The sequence below is a fragment of the Thioalkalivibrio sp. ALE17 genome, from assembly GCF_000425605.1.
GTDB lineage: Bacteria > Pseudomonadota > Gammaproteobacteria > Ectothiorhodospirales > Ectothiorhodospiraceae > Thioalkalivibrio.
This window is the reverse complement of the sequence record NZ_AUDT01000003.1, coordinates 41,561-60,869: the sequence shown is the minus strand read 5'-3', so window position 1 is coordinate 60,869 and position 19,309 is coordinate 41,561. Positions and strand designations below refer to the sequence as shown.

Annotated in this window: 17 protein-coding genes and 1 tRNA gene; 6 read left to right on the top strand and 12 right to left on the bottom strand. The window is 65.9% G+C overall.

The features are described 5' to 3' along the window. The first annotated feature begins 47 nt into the window (after positions 1 to 47). Both H609_RS0103500 and H609_RS14185 read left to right on the top strand, forming a co-directional pair. Positions 48 to 124, top strand: a tRNA-Ile gene (locus H609_RS0103500). Between the two features lie 527 nt (positions 125 to 651). After that, positions 652 to 1,449: a hypothetical protein gene (locus H609_RS14185; RefSeq protein WP_155988718.1), complete on the top strand. Its 798-nt coding sequence runs from the start codon at positions 652 to 654 to the stop codon at positions 1,447 to 1,449. Between the two features lie 460 nt (positions 1,450 to 1,909). On the opposite strand, the gene H609_RS0103495 is transcribed toward H609_RS14185, so the two are convergent. From H609_RS0103495 to H609_RS0103445, 12 genes are all read right to left on the bottom strand, one after another. Then, positions 1,910 to 3,520 carry a replication endonuclease gene (locus H609_RS0103495; protein ID WP_231369958.1) on the bottom strand — a complete coding sequence of 537 codons (1,611 nt, stop codon included), beginning with the start codon at positions 3,518 to 3,520 and terminating at the stop codon, positions 1,910 to 1,912. Between the two features lie 5 nt (positions 3,521 to 3,525). After that, positions 3,526 to 3,720, bottom strand: coding sequence for an AlpA family transcriptional regulator (locus H609_RS13700; protein ID WP_081659415.1), 195 nt, complete (start codon positions 3,718 to 3,720; stop codon positions 3,526 to 3,528). 170 nt (positions 3,721 to 3,890) lie between these two features. Next, the gene (locus H609_RS13315) at positions 3,891 to 4,517 is read right to left on the bottom strand and encodes a hypothetical protein (protein ID WP_231369957.1); all 627 of its coding nucleotides are present in this window, start codon (positions 4,515 to 4,517) and stop codon (positions 3,891 to 3,893) included. A 403-nt stretch (positions 4,518 to 4,920) separates the two neighbouring features. Beyond that, positions 4,921 to 5,349 (bottom strand): hypothetical protein, encoded by a 429-nt coding sequence (locus H609_RS0103485; RefSeq protein WP_028484332.1) that lies wholly within the window; start codon positions 5,347 to 5,349, stop codon positions 4,921 to 4,923. A 210-nt stretch (positions 5,350 to 5,559) separates the two neighbouring features. Next, positions 5,560 to 6,225, bottom strand: a complete 666-nt coding sequence (locus H609_RS13310) for a hypothetical protein (protein ID WP_051206743.1) — start codon at positions 6,223 to 6,225, stop codon at positions 5,560 to 5,562. A 126-nt stretch (positions 6,226 to 6,351) separates the two neighbouring features. Beyond that, a complete protein-coding gene (locus H609_RS0103475; protein WP_028484331.1) occupies positions 6,352 to 6,780 on the bottom strand; it encodes a hypothetical protein in 429 nt (142 codons plus the stop codon). A 211-nt stretch (positions 6,781 to 6,991) separates the two neighbouring features. After that, positions 6,992 to 7,690 carry a hypothetical protein gene (locus H609_RS0103470; protein WP_028484330.1) on the bottom strand — a complete coding sequence of 233 codons (699 nt, stop codon included), beginning with the start codon at positions 7,688 to 7,690 and terminating at the stop codon, positions 6,992 to 6,994. Positions 7,691 to 7,709: 19 nt separating this feature from the next. Then, a complete protein-coding gene (locus H609_RS0103465; RefSeq protein ID WP_038036063.1) occupies positions 7,710 to 9,845 on the bottom strand; it encodes an adenosylcobalamin-dependent ribonucleoside-diphosphate reductase in 2,136 nt (711 codons plus the stop codon). Positions 9,846 to 9,943: 98 nt separating this feature from the next. Continuing rightward, positions 9,944 to 10,663, bottom strand: a complete 720-nt coding sequence (locus tag H609_RS0103460; protein ID WP_018876540.1) for a 2OG-Fe(II) oxygenase — start codon at positions 10,661 to 10,663, stop codon at positions 9,944 to 9,946. A gap of 118 nt (positions 10,664 to 10,781) precedes the next feature. After that, positions 10,782 to 11,540, bottom strand: coding sequence for a molybdopterin-binding protein (locus H609_RS0103455; RefSeq protein ID WP_028484328.1), 759 nt, complete (start codon positions 11,538 to 11,540; stop codon positions 10,782 to 10,784). Positions 11,541 to 11,574: 34 nt separating this feature from the next. After that, on the bottom strand, positions 11,575 to 12,669 hold the full coding sequence (gene hemH / locus H609_RS0103450) for a ferrochelatase (RefSeq protein WP_028484327.1): 1,095 nt from the start codon (positions 12,667 to 12,669) through the stop codon (positions 11,575 to 11,577). 113 nt (positions 12,670 to 12,782) lie between these two features. After that, positions 12,783 to 13,364, bottom strand: a complete 582-nt coding sequence (locus H609_RS0103445) for an HNH endonuclease (protein ID WP_018876543.1) — start codon at positions 13,362 to 13,364, stop codon at positions 12,783 to 12,785. Positions 13,365 to 13,742: 378 nt separating this feature from the next. On the opposite strand from H609_RS0103445, the gene H609_RS0103440 reads away from it, so the two are divergent. From H609_RS0103440 to H609_RS0103425, 4 genes are all read left to right on the top strand, one after another. Further along, positions 13,743 to 14,876, top strand: coding sequence for an NAD(P) transhydrogenase subunit alpha (locus H609_RS0103440; RefSeq protein ID WP_038035506.1), 1,134 nt, complete (start codon positions 13,743 to 13,745; stop codon positions 14,874 to 14,876). Further along, positions 14,873 to 15,184, top strand: a complete 312-nt coding sequence (locus tag H609_RS0103435) for an NAD(P) transhydrogenase subunit alpha (RefSeq protein ID WP_017942675.1) — start codon at positions 14,873 to 14,875, stop codon at positions 15,182 to 15,184. Before H609_RS0103440 ends, H609_RS0103435 begins: the two co-directional genes overlap by 4 nt. Next, positions 15,181 to 16,569: an NAD(P)(+) transhydrogenase (Re/Si-specific) subunit beta gene (locus H609_RS0103430; RefSeq protein ID WP_018865546.1), complete on the top strand. Its 1,389-nt coding sequence runs from the start codon at positions 15,181 to 15,183 to the stop codon at positions 16,567 to 16,569. Before H609_RS0103435 ends, H609_RS0103430 begins: the two co-directional genes overlap by 4 nt. A gap of 480 nt (positions 16,570 to 17,049) precedes the next feature. Next, positions 17,050 to 19,254 (top strand): primosomal protein N', encoded by a 2,205-nt coding sequence (locus H609_RS0103425; RefSeq protein WP_028484326.1) that lies wholly within the window; start codon positions 17,050 to 17,052, stop codon positions 19,252 to 19,254. Positions 19,255 to 19,309 lie beyond the last annotated feature (55 nt).

The window sequence follows — 19,309 nt, the reverse complement described above, 5'->3', positions numbered from 1 at the left end:
TTTCCGGGTAGAATGGCGCCGCAGTCGTTTGTACCCTCCCCGAATACGGGCCTGTAGCTCAGTTGGTTAGAGCAGGGGACTCATAATCCCTTGGTCGTCGGTTCGAGTCCGACCGGGCCCACCATATTTTCAATCGCTTACAATCTCGCCGCTCTAAATCTAAAAGCTGTGTAGGCCGCGTGTAGGCGCACCGCCCGATAATTTTACGCCCTATCCTCTCCGCCCGGGCCTAGACCCAACCAGGCCTCACGAACCCATCCGCTACCACCACCTCGGTGTCCTCACAGACGGCCGACACGTCGCGCGCCGCCAGCACCACGAGACACCTTGCGAATTGCTGGCAGTCGAACTCGATATGCAGCCATTCTCCATTCTTCCTTCGACCTACCAGTCCTCGCCTGATTCTAAAGCTCGGCCCCGCGCAAAAGCCCAGGAAGCGTCCGGCAACGCCGCATTTCACTAGGGCTCCGCTAGCTGTCGCCCCCAGGTTCGCCCGTCGCGCCCCAAAAACAGTCACCGAAAGCGGGGGACCGCGTTCGGGCCTCGAACTTTGTTACTCTTTGACAGACCAAGAAGGAGTGCGTTACTCTTTCCCTATTACGGCTATTGGAGAGTCTATCGTGATACGTAAACCTTCAGAGAGAAGCCAAGATGCCAAAGAAAATTGACTACCCCCGCGCCCCGCTATCACGGGCATTGGAGCTTGCCCAAGCGATCAACGCTTACGGCGGAAAAGCGACGATCGAATCGGCCGCAGAAAAACTAGGGGTGAAGGTCAGCGGCGCATTCAACTCCCTTGTTTCCAGCGCCGCCAAATACGGCTTGGTCGAGTCTGACGGCAAGTCGTCGGGCGGGGGGCGCCAGCTGGTGACTTCGTCCCTATACCGCCAATACAAGCTCGCATACTCAGACGACGAACGACGGGAAGTCCTCCAAAAAGCCGCCTTAGGCCCCCCTGTATTCGCGGCTATCCACGACCGGTTCACGGGTCAACAGCTACCACACGACTATCTAGATAACCTGCTTGTACGTGAATACCAAGTATCGGAGCCGGAGGCCTCACGAGTTAGAGGATACCTGCTTGAGGCTTTTTCCTTCGCTGGACTAATAGATGATGACTACCGGGTAACCTCAGGGTCTCAGGACGAGGAAGAGAACCCCGATCCCACTCTTGAAGTAGCTAGAGAGCCAGACACCCCCAGACCAGCTCACCTCATGCAGGGAGGCGGAGCCGCTCAACAGCCAGGCGGGGCTTCTACACGCGAACAGTATGAAATAACGATCGTGGGGCCTGACCTCAACACTCGGGTGGTAGTAAGGGAGCCAGACGATTTCGACATGGTTGATGTCGCTATTAAGAGGATCCGGGGACGGATCGAGCGGCAGACGCAAATCCAGGCCCAACGCGGATCAGAGGGAGCGAACGAAGACGAAGACCTTCTCGCATGAAATAAAAAGGACCCGAAGTGCTAGGAACACTTCCGGTCCTCTATATCCCCCATGGGTGAAAGGCAGCTGCCCAACGGGGGGCCGTACCGCATTGAGTGCGATCGACTGTGGCTTGCAACTTCAGAGTTACGCACATCGCGGACGGTGTCAACAGGCTGCCGGAGGATAAAGCTATGAGCGACTTAAGCTCGAAGCCCGCTCCTCCGGGATACCGTTGGGTGTACTGTCCTTATTACACCCACCATATCACCGGTAAGCGGGTATATCCGAAGCAAGCGAAGTGCTTCTGCTTTCTTGTGAGAGCGTAGCGCTATTCGAAGCGCAGAGTGGGGTGGCGGCATCAGTCGCCGCCCCTTTTTGTTTAACTAGCCTACGCATTTGCTCACCCAATTCAGTTTCGAGCCGCGCTCGATCATTCAGCGACCGTACACTTATTGACAGGACTCCAAGGCGGAACGCCCTACGGGCGCCCCGCTACCGGACGCAACTCCCAGGTGTGATTGCGGGTCTGGACGGCAACTGAAGCGTCCGGCGTTTCGACGCCTAGCACCTGGTCGCCTTTCTCTTCCCCGTACGCACCCAGCTCGTCGCTCCAGACCTTCAGCAAGCGCAAGGGATGGCGGAAAAGCGCTTCCGTGAAACGCTCCCAATCGCCAACGTCGGCCGCCAAGGCTGCGTCCCGAATCGGATCATCTGCGTCGCCACGGGTGCGGCGTAACTCTCGCCAGATACCGACCGGCTGGGTTCCGTAGAACGCGAACTGACGAATTCGCCAGACCGCCGACCATGCCTGGACCCTCTGTGCCGCCGTGTCCGACATGTGTCCGACGCTGTCCTCCGTGAGCCCATAACCGTCGATATTCTTGCTGACGTACTTGGCGACGTAGCCCGTAGCGGTTCCGCGGTCGTAGTCGATGTACTCGACGGTGAACCGATGGCGCCGGGCCCCTCGTTCGGTGGGCGAATCCTTCAACGCCCACTCTTGCATGATCTCCACCACCCGAGGCTCTTGATCCGGCGGAGTGAACAGAAGGTAGTGATCGTGGGGCGTTTCGTCGTGCTGGGGCTCACGGACCCGAATGCCGTAGAAGGCAATATCCGCATCCTTGAACCAGCGACGTACGTTAGCCCACACCTTATTGAGGTAGGTCGCGCCGTCTTTTGGCGTCGAACGGTCGAAGCTCGGATTGGCCTCTCCGGTCTGCGAGGCCGTGGCGTGAAACCGAGATGGGCAAGTGATCGTCACGAACAGCGCGCGGTAGCCTTGGGAGCGCGCGTGTGCCTCCGTCCCGGCGATCCGCGCCATGAGTTCGTTTCGTCTTAACTTGGGGTTCGACACCGATCGCTCGGCCAATTCGGCCAGTGAGAACGCATCGCCCAGGTCGTTGACAGCCTCCATCGTGGCCAAGGTTGCGCGGTTGCGTTGATTGCGCTGGCGTACGAGCTGGAGGCCCACATCGCTGACATAAATCTGCTTGCGCCGAGACACCAGCGCCAACTCGCGAGCGATGGCCTCCACCGCGACCAGTTGCAGGCTGCGGAGCTGACGGCGCCACCACCGGTCACAGCGATAGCGCATAAGCTCCCCTTCTTCCGACTTCGCACTGGAGCAACAAAGACCCGCATCGGTGGCGACCGTCCGGGCGCCTGCCAACGTAAGCTTCTCGCAACGCCGTGCGAACTCATCTCCCTTATTCCGCAGCGCATCGTCACTGGCCGACAGGTTCACTGGCGCTCGCCTGGCTTGCTTGCCTAGATCCAGAAGCCAAAGGTTTGCGTTCCTCCGGCCCTTGGTTTCTAGAAGTTCGCGGTAGCGAAGTTCACACAGGGGCCGCCACGCTTTGGGCAGCACTCGCAGGCACTGCTCCAGATGCGGAAGATCGTCGAGCGGGTAATCCCAGCCCTTCGGGGCCCAGACTGGCCAGCGGTGAATAGTGGTCTTTCCATCCGGCCAGCGTCTGGGGCGGACCTCCAAACGCCATCCGCACTCAAAGCCTTCGATATCAAAACCAGTCTCCAGAGGTGGCGTGTTCTGGCGTGGTCGGCTTATCTGCCCGGTGTGCTCGACCATGGGGCTTAGCCTTCGGCCGTCGAACGACGGACTTGCCGTTCGAGGTAGTCATTCAGGTCGTTCAAGCGATAGCGCACAGTCCGGCTACCGACCCGAATGAAGGGGATACGCGCACCCGCCCAGCGGTCACGTTCCAGAAAGGCTTTGCTCACACCCAGGAATTGGGCAGCTTGAGAGGTGTTCAAAAGATGGTCAGGCATGATCGCGCTCCGTCGTGGATTGACGCGATCATTCAAACGCCGGGATGCAGCCCCCGGAATTCCCAGTGGCCGCCAGACGTACTACATCTAGCCGCTAGGTGTATGCGTGATGGACCGGGCAGCGCGGGCGGGCGGGGCGGACAAGCCGCTCCCCCGCCCGCGCCCCGCTGCTACTGCGACTCGGGGCGGAGGTGCCTACGAAGGGCATTCGTCAGATTGCGAATCGCGGGTTCCAGATCCCGATTATTGGTGATGAGGCGTTGCTCTTGCTCGGTCAATCCTTCAAAAAACTGCCGTGCCGCCTCCCGCTGCGAACGAAACTCACCTTCACGGTAGAACGCGAAGAACTGGTGCTTAAGAGCTCGGTTGGGGCTGTGCCGAACCTCTGCGCCTTTCTTGCCGGAACGGCCTTGGGTGCGCTTGATCGAGTTGAGGCCGTGGCGATGGCGCTCTGCGGCCTCGACCAGTTGCTGCCCTTCAATCGCCAATTCCGCCATACGCTCATACGCCCTTAGTTGCTTAGGCCACCAGCTTTTCGCCAAGTCGTGGGCCAACGCATTCGCCTGGGCCGACACCCCGAGCGCGTGGACAGCGATCGCGTCAAGCAACGTCGTTTCCGGGAGTTTGGGCAGCACCAACCGCTCGTAGTCATCGGCACGAATCATGAAGTCCAGCCCCAGGCAGGCGAACTCTTCCACTGTCTCTGATGGGTTCCAGGGCTGCGGCGAGTCGTCCGAGTCACTTTCGTCTGCCCGCAAATCCTCCAATCGCATTTCGTCCAGCCCTTCCGCCAGCACGAGAATGTCCTCTGCTTCCCAGAGGGACCGGGGTCAAACCTTGCCTTTTGCTCTGCTTCGGCCCTGCGAAATCCTGCTTCGCGCCAGTACACGAAGGTCTCCACCCAATCAGGCCCAGCGGCCAAGCCGATATTTGCGGCGCAAAGCTGGCCTGAACTGAGCCTGGATCCAGCCAAGGCTGCCCCACCCCCTCAGCAGCACTCCCAGAGGGACCGGGGTCAAACCTTGCCTTTTGCTCTGCTTCGGCCCTGCGAAATCCTGCTTCGCGCCAGTACACGAAGGTCTCCACCCAATCAGGCCCAGCGGCCAAGCCGATATTTGCGGCGCAAAGCTGGCCTGAACTGAGCCTGGATCCAGCCAAGGCTGCCCCACCCCCTCAGCAGCACTCCCGCGGAAATCGCGCTCAGGGCGCCTCGGCGGTGATGAGGCCGCGCTGGAGGTCGACGGTGATCCGCTGGCCTTCGATGACCGTGGCGCAGGCCAGCAGGAAGATCTCGACGAACTCGTTGCGCTCTTCCTCCGGCATCTCCGAGGAGGTATTGGAGGCATTGAAGGTGCCGAACATGGTGTCGTGGGCGCCGGCCGAGTAGAGGATCAATCGCTGCATGGCGGCCTGGTCGTCCGGCGATGGCGCGGCAGTATCCAGCATCGGTTCGCCCAGCTTCTGCTTGATGGTGGAATAGAGATGAAACAGGTATTCCGCCGCGCTCTGGCGCCCCCGCCGATCCTGCAGGGTGAAGTCGGCCGAGACCGCCTGGCCACTGCGGGCGCGCAGCACGATGTGCTTGGGTTCAGGCTGATCGTCGGCGTACGGGTTCAGGATGTGGGCCACGATGTCTCCAGAGCGGAATGGACGAGCCGGGGAGACTACGAGACCCCCTTGGAGATTTCCACGGCGGCCCCGTCCGCCGAGGGGTTATCCATGCTGGTTGATACGCGATGACGGCCAAGTGACGCTTCGATCGATCATCCATCACATGCAGGAGTCGAATGGCCCGGTGCGGTCGCGGGTAACACTTAGGGCCTTCCTCCGAAGAGGGACCTAGCACTTCGAGTAGCCGCAGTCGCGGCAGGTGGGACAGCCATCGATGATATCCAGGTGTCCGCCGCACTGCGGGCACAGCGACGAACCCATTGGCCCAGACTGCGGGGAGTCCAAAACAGGAACGTCCGCAGGCCGAGTATTACGAGCCTTGTCGTGGTAGGCGGCCAGGTCGCGTAGCGGGCGGGGATGGCCGTCCGGGTCGAGGAAGCCGCGGCGCTGGAGGATGTTCTGCAGGGCAAAGGCGATGGCGGCGACCTCGGAGGGGTGATAGAGGGGTTTCCCGTAGTCGCTGGTGCCGCTGCGGACCGGGCCGCGGTCCCAGGTGACCTTGCGCAGGTCGCGCAGGGCGCGGGCGGCATAGCCTCCTCGGGCCGCCAGCGACAGGCTGCGCATCGTGGCGGAGATCCACTGGTAGGACTCGGAGTGCTGGCCGGTGGGCAGGAAAAACTCAATCGGGCGCTCGATGGTCACGGTCTCGCCGTCCACCGTGCCGGAGACAGCGACGAAGCTGACCACCAGATAAACCGTCTGCGGCCCGTCCTGGGTCCAGTAGCGCACCTTCTCGGTGACCGACTCGAGCTCGCCCTCGGGGCGCGACGGGATACGCTTGCCCAGCGGGTTGTCGTCGCCCGCCGGGGCACTCTCCCCGGCCGCCGGGAGCAAGCCCGGAGGGTCAGACCTTGCTTTTTGCCTCTCTGGTGAAGGCGAGGCAAGCCCGGAGGGTCAGACCTTGCTTTTTGCCTCTCTGGTGAAGGCGGGTCGAAAGGCAAGGCCTGTCCCGACTCACGATCAGGCAGTCTCGGTGGTGATGAGGCCGCGCTGGAGGTCGACGGTGATCCGCTGGCCCTCGATGACCGTGGCGCAGGCCAGCAGGAAGATCTCCACGAACTCGTTGCGCTCCTCCTCCGGCATCTCCGAGGAGGTATTGGAACCATTGAAGGTGCCGAACATGGTGTCGTGGGCGCCGGCCGAGTAGAGAATCAGTCGCTGCATGGCGGCCTGGTCGTCCGGCGATGGGGCCGCGGTATCCAGGACCGGCTCGTCCAGCTTCTGCTTGATGGTGGAATAGAGATGAAACAGATATTCCGCCGCGCTCTGGCGTCCTCGCCGATCCTGCAGGGTGAAATTGGCCGAAACCGCCTGGCCACTGCGGGCGCGCAGCACGATGTGCTTCGGCTCGGGCTGATCGTCGGCGTACGGGTTCAGGATGTTGGCCACGATGTCTCCAAAGCGGAATGGACGGGCCGAGGAGACTACGAGACCCCCTTCGAGAATTCCACGGCGGCCCCGCAAGCCAAGGGGTTATCTATGCGGCTTCAGGACTGGGGAAGCCTTTGGTCGATCGCGTGTCGGCGCCTGGTACCCGGTTCGTTTTCTTGGTTTCAGAGTCGCCAGCCGTTCGGGTCCCGCCCGCCTTCGCCCGAAGGCACTAGCACTTCGAATAGCCGCAGTCACGGCAGGTGGGGCAGCCGTCGATGATCTCGAGGTGGCCATCGCACTGCGGGCAGCGGGCCATGTCTGTGGCCCCCAAATTCGGTGCTTCCAGGGTGGCGGAGGCCTTCGGGGTTCCCCTGTCGCGACAGGCGGCGACCAGTTCGCGTAGCGGGCGGGGGTGGCCGTCGGGGTCGAGGAAGCCGCGGCGCTGGAGGATGCGTTGCAGGGCGTGGGCGATCGCGGCGACCTCGGAGGGGTGATACAGCGGCTTGCCGTACTCGTTTTCACCGCAGCGGACCGGGCCGCGGTCCCAGGTGACCTTGCGCAGGTCGCGCAGGGCGCGGGCGGCATAGCCGCCACGGGCCGCCAGGGACAGGCTGCGCATGGTCGCGGAGATCCACTGGTAGGACTCGGAGTGCTGCCCGGTGGGCAGGAAGAATTCGATGGGTCGCTCGATGGTCACAGTCTCGCCGTCCACCGTGCCGGAGACGGCGACGAAGCTGACCACCAGGTAGACGGTCTGCGGCCCGTCCTGGGTCCAGTAGCGCACCTTCTCGGTGACCGACTCGAGTTCGCCCTCGGGGCGCGATGGAATGCGTTTGCCCAGCGGGTGATCGTCGCTGCCGGACGCGCCCTCGCCCTGCGGGGTGTCCGAGCGGCGAAAGGCGATGATGGGCTGGTCGATCCGGTGCATCGTGTCCTCCCCGACGGCGTCAGACGTCGTCGTAGTAGCCCTCGTCCAGCGCGGCGAAGAGATTCGCGGCGGTGTGGACCTGGCCTTCGTATTCGACCTGTTCGTCGCCGCGCAGGGTCAGCTCCCGGCCGTCCGCCAGGGTGAAGGTGTACCAGGTGCTGCGCAGGCGCTCGGGGTCCACCAGCACGCCCATCTGCGCCTGCGGGTTGGGCCGGTAGGTGGTGCAGCCCTTGAGACCCGCGCGCCAGGCCTGCAGATAGACCTGCTGGAAGTCCTCGAACGGGATATCGCTCGGGACGTTGAGCGTCTTGGAGATGGCCGAGTCCACCCACGGCTGCGCGGCGGCCTGCATGCGGATGTGGGCGTCCACACTGACCCGGTCCGCGGTGATCGCGTGGGCGGGAAGATCCCCCGGCCCCGCCTCGGCATCGACCAGGGCGCGGTAGGCCAGCAGCTCGTACGAGTAGCAGTCCACGGCCTCGCGGGTGCGCCGCCCGGGGCGACGGATGTTGCGCGTGGTGTGGTGGAGAAAGGTCGGCTCGATGCCGTTGCTCGCGTTGTTGGCGACCGAGAAGCTGATGGTGCCGGTGGGCGCGATGGAGGTCGCGTGGGTAAAGCGCGCACCCTCCTCGGCCAGCGCCGCGACCAGCGCCGGGTCCTCCTCGGCGATGCGATGCATGTAGGGGCTGAAGCGGGCATGCAGCTCCCGACCCTTCAGCACGTCACCGACCTGATAGCCGGCCTCGGCCAGCGCCGGCTGACGCCGGAGCATGTCCGCGGTCAGCGTGAAGTCCTCGTCCATGATCGGCGCCGGGCCCTTCTCGCGCGCGAGCTCCAGCCCGGCGCGCCAGCTCTCCAGCGCCAGGCGACGACAGACCTCTGCGGTGAAGTCGGCGGCCGACGCCGAGCCGTAGGTCTCCCCCAGCATCGCCAGGGCCGACCCGAGCCCGAGGATGCCCATGCCGTGGCGGCGCTTGCGCAGCATCTCGGCGCGCTGCTCCGGCAGCGGAAGCCCGGAGATGTCCGCGACGTTGTCCAGCATGCGCGTGAACACGCGCACCACCCGCTCGAAGCGCGCCCAGTCGAAGGCGGCGTCGGCACTGAACGGCGCGGACACGAACCGAGTCAGATTCACCGACCCCAGCAGGCAGGCCCCGTCCGGCGGCAGCGGCTCCTCGCCGCAGGGGTTGGTCGCGCGGATCACCTCGTCGAACCAGGCGTTGTTCTGGCGGTTGACCTGATCGATCAGGATGACGCCGGGTTCGCCGACGTCATAGGTGCTGCGCATCAGGGTGTCCCACAGCTCGCGGGCGCGCACGCGGCGGTAGATACGGCAGGCGACCCGGCCCTGGTCGTCCACGCGGTAGCCGTCCTCGACCACCGGCCAGTCGCGATAGACGAGATCGGAGGCGGCCACCGCGTCCTGTTCCACGGGCAACAGCGGGAAGGCGAGCGCCCATTCGTCGTCGCGCTCCACGGCCTCCAGGAAGGCATCGCGCACCAGCACGGACAGATTGAACTGGGTCAGCCGCCCCTTGCGGCGCTTGGCGAGGATGAAACGCTCAATGTCCGGGTGGCCGATATCCAGCGTCGCCATCTGCGCCCCGCGGCGGCCACCGGCCGCGCCGATGGTGCGGCAGGTCTGGTCGAAGATCTGCATGAAGGCGACCGGGCCGTTGGTCGGCGCGCCGGCGCCCGCGACCAGCGCGCCCTTCGGGCGCAGGGTGCTGAAGTCGTAGCCGATGCCGGCCCCGGCCTTGAGCGTCAGCCCGGCAGCCGTATTGGCATCGAGGATGGCCTGCAGCGAATCGCGGATCGTGCGCGAGACGGTGCAGTTGATCAGTGTGGTCTGCGGCTTGTGCGCCTCGGCCCCGGCATTGGCCAGTATCCGCCCGGCCGGGATGGCGCCGTTATCCAGCGCCCAGCGGAACTCGCGCTCGATCGGCGCGCGCTTCTCCGGCGCCTCGACCGCCGCGAGGGCCAGGGCGACACGGTCGAACATCGCCTCGACCGAGGCATCCACCGGCTCGCCCCGGGCGTCACGCAACTGATAGCGCTCGGCCCAGATCGAAGCCGAAGAGGGCTGCAGGGGCACGTCAGGCGACGTGTCTCGGGGGAGGCGATTGTTGCCCTGCCTTTGCCGGCTCTTGCCCATATTGGCCCGCCGCGTTGCGCTCGACCGAAGGGCGCTGAGGCCCTCTCCCGATCATGGGCGCCGGCACCGCAGGCTGCAAGAACGCGCAGGGGCCGGTGTCAGAAGCGGTCGAGACCCGCGAGCGGGTTGGCAAGCTCGCGCACGCGCATCCAGGAGGCGATGCTGGCGCGCCAGCGCCGCGTGGGCAGGACCGCGTGCGGCACGGTCTGGCTCAGGAACATCACCAGCGTGCCAGCCGTCGGCTGGATGCGCTGGCATTCGCGGCCCGCATCGTCATAGATGGCGAGCTGGCCGCCGTCCTGCTCGTGCCAGTCGCGGTTGAGGTAGAACACCAGCGACAGCCGGCGGCAGTTGCCGGCCTGAAAAGCATCCACATGGCGCTCGTAGTGGGTCCCGGGCGGGTACAGGGCAAAGTGCGATTCGGTCTCGAACAGGCCCGGGATCAGCGACCGGCCCACCTCCAGCCGTATCGCATCCAGGCGCTCCATGAACGCCTGCTGGGCCGGGCTGGCACCATCCAGCCAGTGGATCCAGTCACCGCGGGTGGCCCGATCGCGATGGCACTCGCCACCCCGACCGATCCGCGCCTGCGCCAGCTGCGCGGCATCACGCAGGGCGTAGATCTCGTCATGCAGCGCATCGACCGTGTCCTCGGGCAGGAAGTCGGGCCAGACACACCGCTGATCGCGCATCAGCGCATCCAGCCAGCCTGCCGGCTCACGGCCCTCGGGAACCGGGGATTCGATGACCGCTGGCGCGCGGGACGGGAGCGTGTCGGCAAGGTCCGACCACTCGGGGCCGGGAACGGGCAGATTCACGGGCGGGGTCTTCCATTCGGGCCGCCAAAGCGGCACACAGGCGGGTGCCTGCAAGGCAGCAATATACCGCGCCCGGCCCGGCGCGCAAGCACTTTCGACGGAGTCTGCTCGAACGGCGTCAGTGGCTCAGGAAACCGCCGGCGATCAGGTGCTGCCGCAGTGCGGCCTGACCCTCGATCACACGGGTGCGCGGGCCGCGCAGGCCCAGTTCGACCTGCGGGGCATTGCGGTCCATGCGCGGCAGGCAGGAGATGCGCAGATCGGGGAAGGCCGCCTCCATCGCCTCGAGGATGGGGACCAGTCGGCTCTCGGTCACGTTCTCCAGCCGCAGCACCTCCTCTACCGCGCCCGCCTCGGCGTTACGGTCGGGGAAACGCTGATCCAGCACCCAGCGCACCATCGGCTCGGCCATCACCGGGAAGCCGGGCACGCAGTGGTGGCGTTCGCAGCTGAAGCCGGGGATGCCGTTGACCGGGTTCGGGATCAGGCTAGCGCCCTCCGGTAGCTCGGCCATGCGCACGCGGTGCGGCCAGGCCTCGACGCCGAAGCGCTCCTCGAGGATCGCCATGAACTCGGGGTGTGGCACCAGCGGGCGACCCAGCGCCTCGGCCAGGCAGGCGCGGGTGCGATCATCCGGGGTCGCTCCGATACCGCCAAAGCTGAACACCTCGGCTCCGCTTGCCAGGGTTTCGCGGAACGTCTGCACCAACAGGCGAGCGTTGTCACCCACGATCCGAATCCACGATAGCTCCAGGCCCTTCTCGGCGAGCGCCTCGGTCAGGTGCGCCTGGTGCCGGTCCCGGCGCTTGCCGCTGAGGAGTTCGTCGCCAATGATCACGGCGCCGATCTCGATCTCGCCCGGCTCCCGTTCAGCCATCACGGGTCCGTCCATCGCCCCGGCCTTCGCCACGTTACTGTTTGGCGCCCAGCGCGAGCGCGCGCTCGCGAGCCGCGGCACGCGCCTCGGGGGCGTTGTCCGGATCGTTGAGCCACGGCGCCAGATGCTGATGCAGCAGCCCGGCCAGGAAGTCGAGGTGGTCGGCGCGGTCGTTCAGGGCCGGGATGTAGTGGAAGCGTTCGCCACCGGCCTCCTGGAAGATCTCGCGATTCTCGTCGCCGATCTCCTCGATCGTCTCCAGGCAGTCGGCGGAGAAGCCGGGGCAGATTACGTCCACCGAGCGCACGCCCTGCCCCGGCAGGGCCTCCATGGTCTTGTCGGTGTAGGGCTGCAGCCACTCCTCGCGCCCGAAGCGCGACTGGAAGGTGACCTGCCACTGGTCGTCATTCAGACCCAGCGCCTGCGCCAGCTTTTGCCCGGTGGCATGGCACAGGCAGTGGTAGGGGTCGCCCTGCAGCAGGTAGCGCTTGGGGATGCCGTGGAAGGACATCACCAGGCGGTCGGCCTGGCCGTGCTCCTGCCAGTGCTCGCGCACACTGCTGGCCAGGGCCTCGATGTAGCCGGGCTGGGCGTCGTAGGCGGCGATGAACTGCAGGTCCGGCACCCAGCGCCAGCCCTTGAGCACATCGGCCACGGCATCGAAGGTGGAACCGTTGGTGCTGGCCGAGTACTGCGGGTACAGCGGCAGCACCACCACGCGGCGCACGCCCTGGCGGCGTAGCTCGTCCAGCCCTGCGGCAATCGACGGGTTGCCATAGCGCATACCCAGCGCAACCGGGATCGCCTCCCCTGTCTGTTCGGCGAGGCGGCGGCGCACGCCCTCGGCCTGGCGCTTCGAGATCGCCAGCAGCGGCGAACCTTCGTCGGTCCAGACGGTGGCGTACTTGGCGGCCGAGCGCTTCGGACGGATGTTGAGGATGACGCCGTTAAGGATCAGCCACCAGATCGGGCGCGGGACCTCGACCACGCGCGGATCCCAGAGAAACTCCTTCAGGTAGCGGCGCAGGGCGGGCGCGGTGGGTTCGTCCGGCGTGCCGAGGTTGGTCAGCAATACGCCGACGTCGCGCGCCTGGCCGTGACGATAATCCGCTTCTCCGAAATACTTCATGGTGCTCCTTGCCGACATGAGGGGACGCTGACTCCCTGTCGGAGTGGCGCAGCGCCATTTGGTTCAGCGGTGAAGGATAGCGCGCCGGCGACCCGGGGGCAGCCAGCGCCGGTTCAGCCCAGACGGCCGCGCAGGGGGCTGGTGCGCGGGAAGTGCGCCTGCAGGAATTCCATCTGGTCGGCCAGCACGCGCTTGCCCTTGAGGAAGATGTATTCCGCATGGGTCGGCGTGAACGGGATGGCCAGCAGTTGCATCCCGGCCTCTTCCGGCGTGAACCCGGCCTTGTGGTTGTTGCAGCGCTTGCAGGCGGTGACCACGTTGGTCCACGTGTCCTCGCCGTTCTGGCTGATGGGGGTCACATGGTCGCGCGACAGGTCGCGTTCGTAGAAATGCTGGCCGCAGTACAGACAAAGATGGGCATCGCGGCGGAACAGGGTGGTGTTGTTGAGCGGAGGGATGTAGTTGTTGAAACGGGACTGGCGGGTGCCATGGGTCGCGATGATCGAGTTGACCTCGACCCGCGACTGCAGCCCGGTGCGGGCGTTGATGCCGCCGCGCATGCGATAAAGCGGGCTGCCACAGGTGTAGGCCACCTGCTCGGTGTAGTAGAGGCGCACGGCCTGCTCCAGGCCGATCCACTCCAGCGGCATGCCCGCGGCGTCCGTGCGCAGGACCTGATGCTCGTTCGGCAACATGACCCGTCCCGTCTCAAGGAAACACGGATTTGCTCACGCGGGGTCGAGTGAACAAATCCATGCCCCCTTTGGGAGACGCTGATTGAATCGCACGCCCGCGTCTCCCTCAGGGCAACACTGACCGGAAAAACAATAAACAGCCTTCGAGAACAAAGCAATTACAACGCCATGACCCGAGGTATCGTACGCTCCGCGACCCGGAACAAGACCCTGCAAGCGCAGGACACGGTTTAAGCACGGGGGCGATTCCGCTACACTCGCGGGTCGTTTTTTGTGCGGCATGCCCGCTTCAGGCGTGCCGCATCCGATTTCACCACCCGCGAGCGCGGCTGATCGTCCCAGGGGAGTACCGGGACGTTTGGCCCGGGGAGAGAGCGCATGGCAATCAAATTATCCGTTCCCAAGGAGTCCGCCAGCGGCGAACGTCGCGTGGCCCTGGATCCGACGGTGGCGGCCAAGTTCAGCGATCTGGGCGTCACCGTGCAGCTGGAGAAGGGTGCCGGCTCCAATGCCCATTTCCCGGACACGGCCTACGAGAAGGCCACCGTGGTCGATACCGAGACGGCCTACGGCCAGTCGGACCTGATGGTCCGCGTGGCCCCACCGACGGTGGAAGAGGTCAACCAGCTGCCGGAGGGCTCCACCGTCGTCAGCCTGTTCCATGCCCACCGCAATCCAGACGTGGTCAAGGCGATGCAGGAGCGCAAGATCCTGAGCTTCGCGATGGAGCTGATCCCGCGCATCTCGCGCGCCCAGAGCATGGACGTGCTGTCCTCGCAGGCGGCCGTGGTCGGCTACAAGGGCGCGATCATGGGCTCGGATCTGTCCTGCCGGTTCTTCCCGATGCTGACCACCGCCGCCGGCACCATCCGCCCGGCCAAGGTCATCGTGATCGGCGCCGGCGTGGCCGGGCTGCAGGCGATCGCCACGGCCAAGCGCCTGGGCGCGATGGTCGAGGCCTATGACGTGCGCTCCGCCACCAAGGAGCAGGTCGAGTCGCTGGGTGCGAAGTTCCTCGATCTGGGCGTCTCCGCCGAGGGCGAAGGCGGCTACGCCCGAGAACTGACCGCGGAAGAGAAGCAACAGCAGCAGGATGCCCTGGGCGAGTTCATCTCCAAGGCCGACGTGCTGATCACCACCGCCGCGATCCCCGGTCGCGACGCGCCGAAACTGGTCCCGAAGGACATGGTCGAGGGCATGAAGCCCGGCGCGGTCATCATCGACCTGGCGGCCGAGGGTGGTGGCAACTGCGAACTGTCCAAGCCGGGCAAGACCAGCAAGCACAAGGGCGTGACCATTCATGCCCCGCTGAACGTGCCCTCGCAGGTACCGCTGCATGCCTCCGAGATGTACGCCAAGAACCTGCTCAATTTCCTCACGCCGATGATCGCCGAGGGCGGCGAGTTCCAGCCGGACTGGGATGACGAGGTCATCGCCAAGAGCGTGCTGACCCGCGACGGCGAGATCGTGCACGAGGCCACCCGCGAGGCCCTGAAGGGAGCGAACTCATGATCATCGAAGGCTTTATCGCGCTGTACATCTTCATGCTCGCGGCCTTCACCGGCTACGAGATCATCTCCAAGGTGCCGGTCATCCTGCACACCCCGCTGATGTCCGGTTCCAACTTCGTCCACGGCATCGTGCTGGTCGGGACCATGGTCGCGCTGGGCCATGCCACGACCCCGCTGGAACAGGCCATCGGCTTTGTCGCCGTGATCCTGGCCGCGGGCAACGCCGTGGGTGGCTACGTCGTCACCGAACGCATGCTGGAGATGTTCAAGACCAGCAAGAAGGACGACAAGAAGGGAGATAACGCATGAGCATGATCATCAACCTCGCCTATTTTGCGGCGGCGGTACTGTTCATCGTCGGCCTCAAGCAGATGTCCTCGCCGACCACCGCGCGGCCGGGCATCATCTGGGCCGGCGTGGGCATGGTGATCGCCACGCTCGTGACCTTCGTGCATCCGGAGATCTCCGGCGGCGTGAACTACACCCTGATCATCCTGGGTATCGCCATCGGCGGCGCGCTGGCCTGGTGGAGCGGCAAGAAGGTCGCGATGACCGACATGCCGCAGATGATCGCGCTGTACAACGGCATGGGCGGCGGCGCCGCGGCCGGCATCGGCGCGATCTACCTGCTGCAGGCGACCCCGGAAACCGTCAGCAACACCGGCCTGGCGATCGCCGTGACCGGCTCGCTGATCGGCTCGGTGGCCTTCTCCGGCTCGCTGGTGGCCTACGCCAAGCTGCAGGGCCTGATGAAGAAGACCTTCACCTTCGCTGGCCAGCAGGTCGTGAACATCGCGATCTTTGCCATCACCGTGATCCTCGGCTTCCTGATGGCCACCGGCGGCGGCGAGATCGGTTCGGCGACGCTGCTGCTGTTCTTCGTCCTGGCGCTGGCCTTCGGCATCCTGATGACGCTGCCGATCGGCGGCGCCGACATGCCGGTGGTCATCTCGCTGTACAACGCCCTGACCGGCCTGGCGGTCGGCCTGAAGGGCATCGTGCTCGACAACCCGGCGCTGATGATCGCCGGTATCGTGGTCGGCGCGGCCGGTACGCTGCTCACGCAGCTGATGGCCAAGGCGATGAACCGCCCGATCAAGAACATCCTGTTCAGCCAGTTCGGCGGCTCCGCCGGCGGTGCCGAGGAAGAGATCGAAGGCACGATGAAGGAGATCCAGGCCAACGATGCCGGGATCATGATGGCCTACGCCGAGAAGGTCATCATCGTGCCGGGCTACGGCATGGCCGTCGCGCAGGCGCAGCACAAGATCTGGGAATTCACCCAGCTGCTGCAGAAGCGCGGCGTGGACGTGAAGTTCGCGATCCACCCGGTCGCGGGCCGCATGCCCGGGCACATGAACGTGCTGCTGGCCGAGGCCGGCGTGCCCTACGACATCATCTTCGACCTCGACGAGATCAACGAGGAGTTCAAGACCGCGGATGTCGCGATGGTGATCGGCGCGAACGACGTCGTGAACCCGGTGGCCCGGACCAACCCGGAATCGCCGATCTACGGCATGCCGATCCTGAACGCCGACCAGGCCCACAACGTCATCTGCGTGAAGCGCGGCAAGGGTTCCGGTTTCTCGGGCATCGAGAACCACCTGTTCTACGCCGACAACAACCAGATGCTCTACGGCGACGGCCAGAAGGTGGCCGCCGAGCTCGTGGCATCGGTCAAGGCCCTCGGCTAGTAGCCCGCCCCAAATGCGAGATCCGGATACGGGTCCCGCCACCGAAACCCGGCCAACCGCCTCGCGGTGCCGGGTTTTTTGTTGGCTCGGGAAACACTGCTCAATGTACACACTGGCGCTCGAGTCGCTTTTGCGTGCGCATGAATCACTGTTTCCTCAAGACCCGATGAACCCCCGGGACGGCGTCACAATTGTACACACCCTGTACAGACTACCCACAAGCGATGAAACCAACGGCCGCTTAGCACACAGAGCGCGCACTCCGTTTCACATAAAGATCGTAACTCTCTGTTTCTTCGATTCTTTTGACTTCTGGTCGATTTTTGGCCAATCCAAGACGCCCCCAGCAGTAACAAGCATTTAGGGCCCTTCCCCCCGTTTCACCCACAGAGTTATCCACAGCTTTTGTGGATAACAACCCGACCCGCCCTGAGACAACCGACTCCCCCTTCCCGGGCCCCGACGCAGTAAACTGGGCCCATGCCCGTCGCGCCCCGAATCGCCCGCATCGCGCTGGATCGCCCCCTGGATCGGCTGTTTGACTACCGCATCCCCGAAGGCCTGTCGCTCACGCCCGGACAGCGGGTTCGCGTGCCCTTCGGCCGAGGCTCCACGGTCGGCCTGGTGGTCGAGCTGGCGACCACCAGTGACGTGCCGCCCGCACGCCTGCGGGCGGTGAACGAGGCCCCGGAGAGCGAACCGCTCCTCTCGCCCCGCCTGCTGGAGCTCCTGCGATTCGGGGCCCGCTACTACCATCACCCGCTGGGCGAGGCCCTGCTGGGGGCACTTCCACCGGCCCTGCGCCACGGCGACCCGTTGCCGGCCCTCACCCCCGAAACCCTGTGGCGGATCACCCCCGAGGGCACCCGCGCCCTGGCCGACGGCCTCGCGCGCGGTCGGCGCCAGCAGGCGGTCCTCCGCGCCCTGGAGCCGGGACACGCGGCCACGGCCCTGGATCGCGCCACCCTGGCCGCCGCGACCGGCCTGCAGCTGGCCCCGCGAGAACTGCGCGACTATGAGGCGCGTGGCTGGCTGGAGACGATCACGCCCGACCCGACACAGCCGCCACCGCCGACCACCAGCGACCACGATCTGACCCCCGACCAGCGCACGGCCGTTGAGGCCCTGACACCCGGGACCGGCGCACCGCTGCTGCTGGAGGGCGTGACCGGGAGCGGCAAGACCGAGGTCTACCTGCAGATGGCCGAACGCGTGCTGGCAGGCGGGCGCGCCGTGCTGTTCCTCATCCCCGAGATCGCCCTGACCCCGCAATTGAGCGCGCGCATCCAGCAGCGGTTTCCCGGGCAGGTCGCCCTGCTCCACTCCGGCCTGGCCGAGGGCGAACGCCTGCGCGCCTGGGAGGCCGCCCGCCAGGGTCAGCGCCGCATCGTCGTCGGCACCCGCTCGGCCCTCTTCACCCCGCTGCCCGACCTCGGCCTGATCATCGTCGACGAGGAACACGACAGCGCCTTCAAGCAGCAGGACGGGTTCCGCTACAACGCCCGCGACCTGGCGATCAAGCGCGGCCAGCTGGAGCAGGCCGCGGTGGTTCTGGGCTCCGCCACCCCGACCCTGGAGAGCCTGCACGCGGCCACCACGGGCCGCTACGCCCACGCCCGGCTGACCACACGCCCGGACGGGACCCGGCCACCCGCCGTCGAGACCGTGGACACGCGCGTACACCTCCCGGACGAGGGTCTGACCGCCCCGCTGCTCGACGCCATGCAGCAGACCCTGGCGGCCGGCCACCAGTGTTTTCTCCTGCTCAACCGCCGCGGCTTCGCCCGCGTACTGGCCTGCGACGCCTGCGGCTGGGTGGCCGAGTGCCCGGATTGCGATGCGCGACTGACCATTCACGCGCACAACCCGCGCGCTGTCTGTCACCTCTGCGGCCACCAGGAACCGCGCCCCCAGCGCTGCCCGGAATGCGGCGAGCCTCTGGCGCAGCGCGGCCTCGGCACCCAGCGGCTGGAACAGGCCCTGGCGCGGCACTTCCCGACCACCCCCCTGATCCGCCTGGACCGCGACAGCATCCGTCACAAGGGCGCGCTGGAGGCGGCACTGGACCGTATCCGCCAGCTGGATGCCGCGATCGTGGTCGGCACCCAGATGCTGGCGAAGGGCCACGACTTCCCCCAGGTCGGACTGGTCGGTGTGATCGACGTGGACCAGGGCCTGTTCAGCGTCGACCTGCGCGCCACGGAAAACACCCTCCAGCTCATCGTGCAGGCCGCCGGCCGCGCCGGGCGTGGTTCCGGCGGCGGTCGCGTGCTGCTCCAGACCGGGCATCCCGACCACCCCCTGATTCGCGGCCTGGATGCCGCCGACTACCCGGCAATGGTCGCGCCCCTGCTGGAAGAACGCGCCGCCGCCGAGCTGCCGCCCCACGGCCACCTGGCCCTGGTCCGGGTCGAGGCCGGCGATGCCGAGACCACCCGCCGCCATGCCGAGCGCGTCGCCACCCACCTGCGCAGCGCCGCGACCGAGGGCCTGCGGGTACTGGGCCCGGCCCCCGCGCCGCGTCATCGCGTCAACCGCCGCTTCCGCGAACAGATCCTGCTGCAGTCCACGCGCCGCAACCCCCTGCACGAGGGCCTCGCACAGGCGCGCCACGCCTGGCAGGCCGACGACCTGCCGCGCGGCACCCGCATCGCCATCGACATCGACCCCGTCTCGCTCGCCTGACCCGTTCCCGCGGCAGGCGCCGGGGCGGCACGTGCGCCGCTTCCGGGTTAGAATG

Coding starts and splice junctions, on each gene's coding strand:
- H609_RS0103440 (WP_038035506.1), top strand. CDS start 13,743: ATGGCAATCAAATTATCCGTTCCCAAGGAGTCCGCCAGCGGCGAACGT.
- H609_RS0103465 (WP_038036063.1), bottom strand. CDS start 9,845: ATGGGCAAGAGCCGGCAAAGGCAGGGCAACAATCGCCTCCCCCGAGAC.
- H609_RS0103455 (WP_028484328.1), bottom strand. CDS start 11,540: ATGGCTGAACGGGAGCCGGGCGAGATCGAGATCGGCGCCGTGATCATT.
- H609_RS0103435 (WP_017942675.1), top strand. CDS start 14,873: ATGATCATCGAAGGCTTTATCGCGCTGTACATCTTCATGCTCGCGGCC.
- H609_RS0103445 (WP_018876543.1), bottom strand. CDS start 13,364: ATGTTGCCGAACGAGCATCAGGTCCTGCGCACGGACGCCGCGGGCATG.
- H609_RS13700 (WP_081659415.1), bottom strand. CDS start 3,720: ATGCCTGACCATCTTTTGAACACCTCTCAAGCTGCCCAATTCCTGGGT.
- H609_RS0103470 (WP_028484330.1), bottom strand. CDS start 7,690: ATGCACCGGATCGACCAGCCCATCATCGCCTTTCGCCGCTCGGACACC.
- hemH (WP_028484327.1), bottom strand. CDS start 12,669: ATGAAGTATTTCGGAGAAGCGGATTATCGTCACGGCCAGGCGCGCGAC.
- H609_RS14185 (WP_155988718.1), top strand. CDS start 652: ATGCCAAAGAAAATTGACTACCCCCGCGCCCCGCTATCACGGGCATTG.
- H609_RS0103425 (WP_028484326.1), top strand. CDS start 17,050: ATGCCCGTCGCGCCCCGAATCGCCCGCATCGCGCTGGATCGCCCCCTG.
- H609_RS0103430 (WP_018865546.1), top strand. CDS start 15,181: ATGAGCATGATCATCAACCTCGCCTATTTTGCGGCGGCGGTACTGTTC.
- H609_RS0103495 (WP_231369958.1), bottom strand. CDS start 3,520: ATGGTCGAGCACACCGGGCAGATAAGCCGACCACGCCAGAACACGCCA.